This window comes from Paenibacillus sp. NPDC055715 (assembly GCF_053617595.1).
Genome location: NZ_JBSHGA010000027.1, coordinates 1 through 10161 on the forward strand (window position 1 = coordinate 1; position 10161 = coordinate 10161).

General features: G+C 40.7%; 10 protein-coding genes, 1 rRNA gene and 1 pseudogene. 5 read left to right on the forward strand and 7 right to left on the reverse strand.

Features of this window, described 5'->3' with window-relative positions:
- A 5S ribosomal RNA gene (gene rrf, locus ACWGOO_RS22135) occupies nucleotides 1-91 on the forward strand; the annotation flags it as partial.
- A 160-nt stretch (nucleotides 92-251) separates the two neighbouring features.
- On the opposite strand, the pseudogene ACWGOO_RS22140 reads toward rrf, so the two are convergent.
- The 3 genes and pseudogenes from ACWGOO_RS22140 to ACWGOO_RS22150 form a co-directional block, all read right to left on the reverse strand.
- Nucleotides 252-1085, reverse strand: a pseudogene (locus tag ACWGOO_RS22140) (transposase); the annotation flags it as partial.
- A 1114-nt stretch (nucleotides 1086-2199) separates the two neighbouring features.
- Nucleotides 2200-2424, reverse strand: a complete 225-nt coding sequence (locus ACWGOO_RS22145) for a hypothetical protein (RefSeq protein WP_452486900.1) — start codon at nucleotides 2422-2424, stop codon at nucleotides 2200-2202.
- A complete protein-coding gene (locus ACWGOO_RS22150; protein WP_452486902.1) occupies nucleotides 2391-2768 on the reverse strand; it encodes a DUF4158 domain-containing protein in 378 nt (125 codons plus the stop codon). The genes ACWGOO_RS22145 and ACWGOO_RS22150 overlap by 34 nt, the downstream gene beginning before the upstream one ends.
- A 790-nt stretch (nucleotides 2769-3558) precedes the next feature.
- On the opposite strand from ACWGOO_RS22150, the gene ACWGOO_RS22155 reads away from it, so the two are divergent.
- Nucleotides 3559-4158 (forward strand): hypothetical protein, encoded by a 600-nt coding sequence (locus ACWGOO_RS22155; RefSeq protein WP_452486904.1) that lies wholly within the window; start codon nucleotides 3559-3561, stop codon nucleotides 4156-4158.
- A gap of 166 nt (nucleotides 4159-4324) precedes the next feature.
- On the opposite strand, the gene ACWGOO_RS22160 is transcribed toward ACWGOO_RS22155, so the two are convergent.
- The 4 genes from ACWGOO_RS22160 to ACWGOO_RS22175 all read right to left on the reverse strand — a co-directional run bounded on the left by ACWGOO_RS22160 (nucleotide 4325) and on the right by ACWGOO_RS22175 (nucleotide 5659).
- On the reverse strand, nucleotides 4325-4927 hold the full coding sequence (locus ACWGOO_RS22160; RefSeq protein WP_452486906.1) for a lysozyme: 603 nt from the start codon (nucleotides 4925-4927) through the stop codon (nucleotides 4325-4327).
- A 149-nt stretch (nucleotides 4928-5076) separates the two neighbouring features.
- Entirely contained in the window at nucleotides 5077-5274 is a 198-nt protein-coding gene (locus ACWGOO_RS22165) for a helix-turn-helix domain-containing protein (RefSeq protein WP_452486907.1), read from the reverse strand.
- 58 nt (nucleotides 5275-5332) lie between these two features.
- A complete protein-coding gene (locus ACWGOO_RS22170) occupies nucleotides 5333-5434 on the reverse strand; it encodes a YvrJ family protein (protein ID WP_452486909.1) in 102 nt (33 codons plus the stop codon).
- A 3-nt stretch (nucleotides 5435-5437) separates the two neighbouring features.
- Nucleotides 5438-5659 (reverse strand): sigma factor-like helix-turn-helix DNA-binding protein, encoded by a 222-nt coding sequence (locus tag ACWGOO_RS22175; protein ID WP_452486911.1) that lies wholly within the window; start codon nucleotides 5657-5659, stop codon nucleotides 5438-5440.
- A gap of 883 nt (nucleotides 5660-6542) precedes the next feature.
- Between ACWGOO_RS22175 and ACWGOO_RS22180 the strand changes: the two genes are divergently transcribed.
- The 3 genes from ACWGOO_RS22180 to ACWGOO_RS22190 are packed head-to-tail and all read left to right on the forward strand — an operon-like array spanning nucleotide 6543 to nucleotide 7754.
- Nucleotides 6543-6863: a transposase gene (locus ACWGOO_RS22180; protein ID WP_452486913.1), complete on the forward strand. Its 321-nt coding sequence runs from the start codon at nucleotides 6543-6545 to the stop codon at nucleotides 6861-6863.
- Nucleotides 6864-6879: 16 nt separating this feature from the next.
- Nucleotides 6880-7038 (forward strand): hypothetical protein, encoded by a 159-nt coding sequence (locus ACWGOO_RS22185; protein WP_452486915.1) that lies wholly within the window; start codon nucleotides 6880-6882, stop codon nucleotides 7036-7038.
- The gene (locus ACWGOO_RS22190; RefSeq protein ID WP_452486917.1) at nucleotides 6999-7754 is read left to right on the forward strand and encodes a transposase; all 756 of its coding nucleotides are present in this window, start codon (nucleotides 6999-7001) and stop codon (nucleotides 7752-7754) included. The genes ACWGOO_RS22185 and ACWGOO_RS22190 overlap by 40 nt, the downstream gene beginning before the upstream one ends.
- The last annotated feature ends 2407 nt before the right edge of the window (nucleotides 7755-10161 follow it).

Here is a 10161-nt window from a genome sequence, read left to right on the forward strand (position 1 = left end):
ACACGTACCCATCCCGAACACGACCGTTAAGCCCTCCAGCGCCGATGGTACTTGGACCGCAGGGTCCTGGGAGAGTAGGACGCCGCCAAGCAAGACAAAAAAGCACACCCTTTAATGGGGAGGCTACTGAAAAACATCGTTCTCACAGATAGCTGAAAGAGAATCCATTAAAAAGACGACATCTCATTCCTTTGTTTTTGAATGAGATGTCGTCTTTTTGGGCTTCCTCATGTCTACGATTGCTCCTCTTTTTAGCTCATCAACTTCAAGATCCGCTTCAGATTCACCGCGAAAATCGCCATCGCTCCTTGCATTTCCATGCCAATCAGACCCGAGGATTGAGTTCACTGTTCTTGGCTTCAATTTTGAATCGCTCTTTGGCCTTGGTCTTAAAGACCTCACTCTCCTGAAATACGGCTTGAGCCAGATGTTCATCGCTTTTTATACTTACAGAATACGTCTTGCTTATTGCCCCGTCCTTGTAGCAGCCTTCCCGAAGAAGGCATCGCTTGCATGTTTCTACGTCAAAGTAATAGGTGTCAGTTTGGTTTTCTCCTTGGCCTTTTTTTTCCTGCCGCGCCCGGCGAGTTGCTAGATGACCAGCCTTGCGCACTGTAGGCGGGGTTATCTTTTTCTGAATAGGCTGCATCTCCAATCACCGTCTCCACTTTCATTCCTACCGCCTTACTTTTTTCAATCAAGGTTTAGAGTTGCTGGCCGTCGTGTTTTTCCCCGGTGGTAATGGTTGCCGCTGTTATGATTCGCTCTTCACTCATAGTGATGTGGGTTTTGTAACCAAAAAACGAGAAGTCCACACTTTTGTGACCCATTTTGGCATCGGGATCCGCAGACGTTTGCAGATGCTCCACATCGTCGGTGACGGTTTCTTTCAATAGGTTTAACGGTTCTGTGACCTTCGGCAGTCCGGTAAATTGCCCATCCTGCTCAATCACAGCGACCAGCTGTTGGCTATACTGGATTTCATCCTCTAGGACATCCGTGGCGGGTTTGGCGGGAAACTTACTTTTCATGGATTCATCCAGCGTGTAGATGGCCTTTCTCAGACGCTTGGAACGTTCCCGTAGCACGGCTTGCTCCAGAGGTGAAGCTCCGATCCAACCGCCCGCTTTTTCTATAATGCGAACCTTTGGATTCTTTGGCATCCCGGCATTTAGCTTCTCCAGCCCCTCGCTCATCGCTTGTTTCAGCGTCGTAATAAAGGCTTCCGCATCGAGCGGATGTTTCAATGCTTTGTAGTACTCTTCCCGGCGCTCTTCAAAATCAGCGGGCAGGTCTCTGTCCAGATCACGGTATCGATTTGCGTCCACGACCCATACTTCTTTGCAGCGTAGTTTGTCACGCAGCGCTTGAAGGGCGCTGATTTCATAATTTATCCGATTAATGCGTTCCTGTCCATTATCGTCCTTCTCGACTACGATATCTCGGTTCACGCTGCGAATGACACCGTCAATCGGGCTATTCTCGAAGGAGGGGAAGTAATGTAATCCTGAGTCCGCATAATTTTGGATTAACTCCAAGGCCTGGATAACAGGACGATGAACCTCGTTATTGCTGCGGAACTGCCGAATGCTTAGAATTTCCGGTACCATACGTCGGTAGTGGCTGCCGTAGGAAGCTTGGATGACGGTGTGGATTTTCTCCCGATACGCGGGGCCAGTGTGTTTGAATTCTTTGATTAAGTCTTTCAAGGTTTGTTCGCTAATAACAGGAAAAATCACGTCGCGAATAGTACCTTCCGGGTTATCAACGGCTTTCTGAGCCATGTTGAACAAAATGCCGTATTTATTACTTACCCGGCGAAGATCGTTCAGGATCTCTTTTTCTACCTTTCGTTCGGCACGAACGCTGATTCGGTGAATGATTTGAATGAGCAAATCCACGAGGTTATCGGTGATCTCTTGACTGCGGAGCCAGAAGAACGCGCATAACAGTGCATAGCGAATGGGATCAGGATGACGACGAAGCTCCCGAATATCTTCCGTTGAAACACGCTGCTGGTACTTTTTCAATACTTTGAGCGGTATGTCTCGAAATAGATCATCCGGCAGTTTCAAATGCCGTAGCGTCCGGAGTTTATGTCCTTCTTTCAATAAGCTGTCCAGACTAGGACGGCCCGGATCAGCCTTCAGCTCATGAAACGAAATTCGGCCGCTTTCTTCACCCGGGGCTTCGTCGATATCATCGAGCAGCGCAATGCTCTTTAATCAAGGTATCAAGCTTGGCGGGTGTGGTTGGGGGCAACTTTTGAAGCGTCGCTTGAAAGAACTGTTCTTCGTAGGTATGGATCGCGGAACGGATGAGACGTTCTACAAGGTCAGATGTCGGCGGCTCGACTTTCAGCTCTCGGAAGCGCCGATACACCACATCCATCACCTGCTCCCATTCCTGGTTGTGATGCAGCACATGTCGGCGAAGCTTTCTGCTACGTCTTGGCTGTCCCGAACAGTCACTTCTCGAAATTCAAAGAATTCACGGATTTGTACACGGTGGGGTTTTATGACTCTCCTATTCCAGTCGTACTGTGCGTATAGCTCGGATTCGCAGAAAATCTGTTTGGCAATGTATGAAATCACTGCTTTAGGAACTTCAAACTTGTGTGTGGGAAATCTGGCTTCGTTCTGAAAAAACTTGAGCAGTACGGCAAACCCGATTTTGTTTTCCGCCAGCTTGTTTTCAACCAGTTTCATTTCATAGGGTAAAATCGTAAAATGCTCAATCAGTTCGTCGAGCTCCCAATTTCGCTTCACAATATCCCCTCCCAGATAAAGTTCTTATTATGTTGAGTATCGGAATTTTTGTATCGATTCTAGTATATTTTTGCTGGATAGAATGGGCAATCAAAAGCTAAAATGCACTTAAGTTCCGATTACAAAAACAAAGTCGGTACTTGTCTTTTGGAGGAGATATTTTGTATAAGAAGGTAAATGAATTAGTTGCACAAACAAACATGGATGTGTCATACATTTACTGATTATAGTGTCCGGAGGTATAACGACAGGCTGGTTCCCCGAAATTTTCCAACAAAAAATGACTTGGGTAGGTTCAATTTGGGCGTATTGTTGTTTGTGATTTAGATAACATAAAGTTAATCTTATTTATAAATAATGTTAATTTTATGTCATTCATCGCTTCAATTGCTCTGATATAATTTTTGCTAGGTAGATGAAAGGGGAATATAGTGTTGAAAAATGAGCTTGGTATAGTAATGTTGTTGAGTGCCGTTTTTTGCTTTCAGGATGTGGATCATATAAGCCTACAACGGTTATACGAGGTGCGAGCGAGCCTCTCAGTAAACAAGTAACAACTCAACCGGAACAAAACACTGAGGCAAAACTGATAAAGGCATCGGAAAATAAAGAAAAAGTATCGTCCCATTTGTTATACAGCAGTGAAGGATTACTCGCTGTATAAAAGTAGCTTTTAGCACATGGTGATATAAAAACGATGGAACAGAAGATTTTAATCCATACGGGGATTAATTCAGTTAGCAAGCGAGTAAACATGCGAAAACATAACTTTATAGTAGGAGTGTGAGATATGAAAAAAACATTATTGGCTTGTATTATGATAATGTTGATGCTAGCATCGGCTTGTGGAAATGTTGAAACGACATCAAATCCAAATACTTCTGTTGAGCCTAAACCTGAAACGGAAGAGTCTATTATTCCAAAAAACACATCCGAATATTGTACTGTAGAACGTATAAGTTTGGATAGTGAAACTGAAAAATTTTTCTATGGAACTTGGAAAGTTGAGAAGCTTTTAGGATTTGCAAATTCATATAATGATGCTTCTGAATATCCAATAGGGCAAAAATTTATTGGAGATGAGATTATAATCAAAAAAGACTTTTTTTCATCAAAAGGGCTTGAAAACTATAGTAATTATCAATATGAACTAAAAAATCCATTATATGAGATTACAGCGACATGCTATAACTCTGACTCTTTTTATAGATTATATAAAATAGATATTCCAGACTTAAATATAAATGATGTAGTAAAAGCAATAGATATAAGTGACCCTTCTACAAAACTTAGCATACCTGTAAGTGTAAGTTTTTTTGTTGTTAATAACGATAGGCTTATCCTGTTATCAGAGGCAACTATTTTTGAGCTTAAAAAAATTACTGATTAAATGAATTAAGGTTATGTAATAAGTTCTGTGCTAATAGAATAGAAAATATCCAGGAAGGTAAGGATATCCTATAAGCGATTCTGAAAATGCCTGTGAATATAATTTTTTAAACAAGAAAGTCAGCCTTTAGGCTGACCTTTCTTGTTTATGTCATAAAACGATTAAACTATAGTGTATATACTGGATATTTGTGAGTATACTTCCTGCCTTTACAAAATAAAGTTGCTTCTTCATTTCTTCGTTTTTGTAAATTTCTATCATATGAAAATGCTTTGCTGACTAATTTTGAACAAGTATCAATTTGACTTTGTGAAAGTGAACCAACAAAAGTTGGATATATATGCGCATTGGCAAGCATAGCTTTTACATCATTGGTTCCTAGCACCCCAGGACCTGCATTAAAAGTGAGCGAAACAAGTGCATCAAACTGAGATTGTGAAAATTCCTGACCTGTAGGAAGTACCAATTTATTTACTGCCGCTACAGCACTTGCAGTATCATTAGCAAAAAAAGTATTTGCTTGAGACTGAGAAATGGGTGAAGTATAACCTAGATTTAAAGATTTTGATAGAGCATCAGCTTGTGCTTGGGATAGAAGAGAATTATTTGGATTACCTGTTGTATTTTTAGTATATACTTTAGTCTTTGTTATCAAATGTCCCCATCCAACTGTTGGATACCCATAAGGATCTCCATAAAATTTCAAGGAAAATCCCTCATGCGATTTGATAAGGTTTGCTCCACTGGTGCCTAAAGAAAAATTTGCCATAATAATCACTCCTGAAATTAATATTAGTAGAAGAACAATAGGGAGGAATCATAGACAGAGTACCATTCCCAAGTTTTCTGCAATGCCATATTGCCTTCACATATATATAAAGAGAAATGAGTCTCTTTTTTACAACCACTCTCCAAATTTTATTCCAATTCACTAATATCAAAAGTTTGTATAACCTCAATCATTTTGATATAGAGTTCCTGTTTTAAATCATCTCGATGATCGGCGGGTACTTGTCGCAAGGAGGCTTTGATCTTTGGTGTGAAAGATTCTAGGATATGTAATGTTGCCTCCTGATCGTGGTGTTGCTGTGCTTGTACTAAAAGTTCGTCCAACATAAAATCACCGCTTTACGTTTTTTTTGTATTTCATTCTTCAAGCCATTAATGGCATCGCTTAGATCAGATATTTTTTTTCAAAACGAATAAGTAGGTACAAAGTAATTGCAATCGGGAAGCCTAAATTAGCAATAAAAGTAGCAATTTCACCCTCCGTCATAATTCATCCCCCTTCGGTTATTAAGCTGCGTAATTTAGTTAGAGCTTTTAAGCGTTGTTTCGAGACGTTTTGTTGGAAAACTCCCAATATTCTGGCTATTTCCTTGTCATTTAGTGCTTGTACGTAAGCAAAAGATAAAATCTGTTGTTGTTGTTGTGCTGAGTGGGATTCATAAGCTTGATAAAGTGAGTGATCCGTAATGTGATCTTTTAAATTTGGTGGCACAGATTCTGAATCATGAACAGTAAGTAAGACAGATTCTAGGTTTTCATCGTTGTCTAAAGTCAGCGGGAATCGGCTGCCCTTAATTCATCTCTTTTTGTCATAATTGATAGAGTTATAGTGAATAAGATTGCCATATACTTGATAAAACGAAGATTTACCTCATCATCCTTATTCAATACAAGCCCCCCCTTCTTTATGAAGAGATTACTCCTACTTAATAAAGAGAAATGAAATAGTGTTTTTACAACCATTTCAATAAAAAGAACCTGTATTCCCATGTTTTGTTATTAATAGAGCCAAGGTCAGAGTCGTATCTAGGTAGATCAGGGAAGGCATGGTGGCATCATGTCCGCTCTGCGTTGTTGCGCTCCCATCAGCTCCCATCAAGCAGCCATGCATAAAGGCAGCACCATAAAAAAAGAACCAGCATACGATACGCCAGCTCTTGAAATAGAAGACACAGAAAAAGGTAAACCTCCTAATATTGGGACGGTTACCCTTTTAAATTGTTAACATACATAACCATTTACTTTGCGTGTAGTACCAGCGAAGCTGACACTACACGCAAGAACATGTATTAAAGCAGAACGTAAACGTTCAGCAAAACGGGACCGGATAAAAATTCATTTAATTACATAATACGCACTTGGTGACAGCGACGCTGATACTACCCCCAGTACGGTATCTAAGGTGATACCAAGTGCGACCAAAGGTCCTGTAGGTGCGTTATAGAGCTTTTTTGCCTCTACTTTCCTGTTTATGATGCCAAATCAAACAGTGGAGGAGTGGCTTCTATGAAAGGATCGTTTCTATTTAGCCCCAAATGAACTTGGACAGCACACCCCTTATTCCAATACAATAAAATCAATCGGAGGGGACGACAATGGAGAGGAAACGGTACGAACTGAATTTTAAGAAGAGGGTTGTAGCCAAAGGCAAAGAGTTGGGCAACATGACAGCCGTTGCCCGTCAGCATGATCTCGATCCGAAAATGGTACTGCGCTGGGCAAGGCAGCTTGAGCGTCAGGATCTTGATCAATTGGATGGCTCTTCATTGAAGCAACCTGCTTTCATTCCATCAGCCACCGATTATGCAGCGCTGGAAAAAGAACACGAGAAGCTGAAAAAGCTTTATGCCGAGCAGGCGCTGGAGCGGGAGATTCTCCGTGACCTGTTAAAAAAACAAACCTACACTTGCGGATAAAATAGCGATTGCACAAGTGTACATCTCGCAAGGCCATTCGATTTGTCTGGTGCTGCGAATCATGGAAGTTGAGCGCTCCACGTATTATGCGTATGTGGAACATCAGAAGCAGCCGTCTGCAGGAGTGGCCGTCCCGTGCCAGGATACGCCTATACGCAAGACGGCGGACGAGTGAGCGATGAGCATATCTGTGAAGGGATCATGGAGATGCTGGCTGACGAGTATACGTCCGTTTACGGCTACCGTAAGCTGACGAAGCCCTTACGGCGCAAGCACCGACTTGTGATCAACAAGAAGAAAGTCTACCGCCTATGCAAGCAGATGCATGTGCTGCGGCCACAGCGGCAGTTGAAGATCAAGTACCCGAAGAGACTGGCGAATAACCGGATCATTACAGGCTCCAATCAACTGTGGGGGACCGATGTGAAGTACGGCTGGATTGCTGGACAACAGCGGTTCTTCTTTCTCATGAGCATCATTGACGTATTTGACCGAGCAATCGTGACGTATCACCTCGGTTTATCCTGCGAAGCCAAGGATCTTGTTCAGATCATACAGGAGGCGCTAATGAAGCGCCAACTCTTTGACAAGACCCATCGGCCTGTCATTCGTTCCGACAATGGACCACAGTTCATCAGTCATCGGTTTGCAGAGGCTTGCGAACAGTTCAACATGATTCATGAGCGCATCCCGCCCAAGACGCCCAATAAAAACGCTCATATCGAGTCGTTCCATGCAATTCTGGAATCGGAGTGCTACCAACAGGTGTATGAAGTGGTCACTGGTTTTATCCACAACTATAACCATGATCGCATGCATGGCAGCATTTACGATATGTCGCCCTACGAGTATAGGAATGCGATAAAACATGGCATTGCCAAGCCGATATGAATCAAGCGAAGAATTTCGGAGCAAATTCAAGTATTTCTAGAAAATCCATCGAATAAGAGGTGCATCATGAAAAAAGCATTAGTAGCTACATTCATGTTGATGACATTTCTAAGTATTTTGATTCCGATTTCCTATCCACCTTCAAATGCAACTATTACTCCTTTCAATCACGGTGTTAACGGGTAGATCAAAAAGGCCATTTGCAAAATGCAGGTGGCCTTTCGTCTTTTATATCGCATTAACGTGTAACGTTTTGTCTCGACTTCGTCTGTGATGATATAAGCCAGATATGGATTGGAACTGATAGCGCCATAAAAACGGTAAAATATGAGGAGAAGATGAACTTACAACCCCTTCTTGAAAGTTGGGAGGTACCGTTGTTTACAAGAATAAAACGGTACAAAGGTTTCCGTGAGCGGAAAGACCGTCACCCTGGATGTCCTGGTCCGTGTAAAGAAAGATCTGACCGATGTAGATAAAAAAAGTGCCTACCGAATTTTTTGGTAGGCACTTTTTTTATTTTACCATTACCTTTATGGAAGTCTTCGAATGTAGCTATATTAATATTGTATGATTATAGCTACACTAAAGTATTCGTTTTTTTGTAGATCCACATATCGTGTTAAACTAATTTAGAAGCTTTGTAAGAATACAAAGCACCGATAGGGTAGGAGGTGAAAGAATTGGAGTTTATAAGCCATATTTGGACTTTTATAGATACCCATCATTGGATGATTACTAATGTTGCTGTCCCTATACTATTATCGGTTCGGTTGGAAAGGAATCAAGAAAGGAGAAAATCCACCGCTGGGAAGACGATGGATTCTCAAGAAAGTGATTTGTAATAGTTGGTGCATGCGGCTGAAATCGTTCTTGGTTCTTTTTTTGTAAAAAAAGTTTACAATATTTGCTTACATTATAACCTAACAAAATAATATTTTCTATAGGAGCATTCTTCCTGATACAGATATAAATTGCCTGATTTCAGATTGGTTATGACTAACAATTAACAAAACAAGGCTGAAGGACAAGGGTTCTAGGGAAAAATCCTCAATAGAAGTGGGCTTACATAATGATCTGTGATTATTTTAATTTGCCTTCTACAAGTAAGATTATTAACGCTCTCATGCGGTTCTTATAGCTTATTCAACTCATCGTAGATGGTCTTATAGTCATAAAATAGAACACCAGTTCCAAAAAAATGGATTTGTAGGAGCGTATGATTTTGGTTGGAGGTGCTTTCATTTTATGATATACAACACGAGCTGCACCGAGAGATCGCAGAACACCTAGAAGACGAGTCCATTGATCTGATAATTACCGATCCTCCCATATAACTTGGGCTATGGCGGTACCAGGCAACCCTGAATTGCACCTCAAAAATGATCATAGAAGATGAATCTCAATATTCGGAGTCTTCTCCATACAAAAAAATCCACTCCAAGGTTTGAAGTGTTCTGGTGTTCTGATTCGTTTACTCTGTAAGTGACTCGATCAATTTTATCATCGTTTATGGATTTCGTTTCCGAAATGGGCCTTTGTTATTTGATTCACCCACATCGTCTGTGTACACGCTTGATAAAATGAACTGGATCAGGTATGCGCCAAGGCAACAAAAAGTACTCCTGCATTGCCTGCAGGAGTACTTTTTGTTGTGTATTGAATTTGTTTCAATTATTGATGAAATGTAGCGTTCCTAAAAGCATACATTTAGGAACGGTTCTAAATTAGTCTATTTTACGTTCCAAAATGTTCGTAAATAATTATTGGAACGTTTCAATATTAATCACCCCTTTTGGAACTGAAAGGGGGAGACATCATATAGTAGATATAGCTTATGTTTGTGTGTCGACCAAATACCAAGCTACTCCCGATGCTGCTGTTGATTAATCTGAACAAGATACAAAAAAACATCATAAAATCCTAACTGCTATACATGAAAAGCATCTTTCGGATGCAGTAGATCTGGTTAAAGATTCACGGTACATATAATGAAGAAAAAATCGAAAGTATGAGGAGTACAGTAATAAAAATGATTTTGATAAGCTGCTTATTAATTAGTATAATTTTCATGTGGTAATCAGCAAACCTAAGTGATATAATGATTATTCGCCGTAAGATAGGCTGTGATGTAATGGTTAGATGGATTTTATAAATTCAAAGTATCATCTACGAGGTATTATTTACCAGTAGTATAAATCGCTAAAGTATGATATATTATTTATACGGCCCAAGAGAAGCCGGATGAAAATTTGATCTTTGAAAACTGAACAACGAGTGAGTAAATGATTTTGTTCGCAAAATCAACCATGAAGATTTCGGTGCACACCGTAAGGTTGTATGAAATCGGAGTGTAAAAGAGATATTTTATCTCGTCAGTTTCAAAATGAGCGAATCGCTCTTTCTA

Coding starts and splice junctions, on each gene's coding strand:
- ACWGOO_RS22160 (WP_452486906.1), bottom strand. CDS start 4,927: ATGGCAAATTTTTCTTTAGGCACCAGTGGAGCAAACCTTATCAAATCG.
- ACWGOO_RS22170 (WP_452486909.1), bottom strand. CDS start 5,434: ATGACGGAGGGTGAAATTGCTACTTTTATTGCTAATTTAGGCTTCCCG.
- ACWGOO_RS22180 (WP_452486913.1), top strand. CDS start 6,543: ATGGAGAGGAAACGGTACGAACTGAATTTTAAGAAGAGGGTTGTAGCC.
- ACWGOO_RS22165 (WP_452486907.1), bottom strand. CDS start 5,274: ATGTTGGACGAACTTTTAGTACAAGCACAGCAACACCACGATCAGGAG.
- ACWGOO_RS22155 (WP_452486904.1), top strand. CDS start 3,559: ATGAAAAAAACATTATTGGCTTGTATTATGATAATGTTGATGCTAGCA.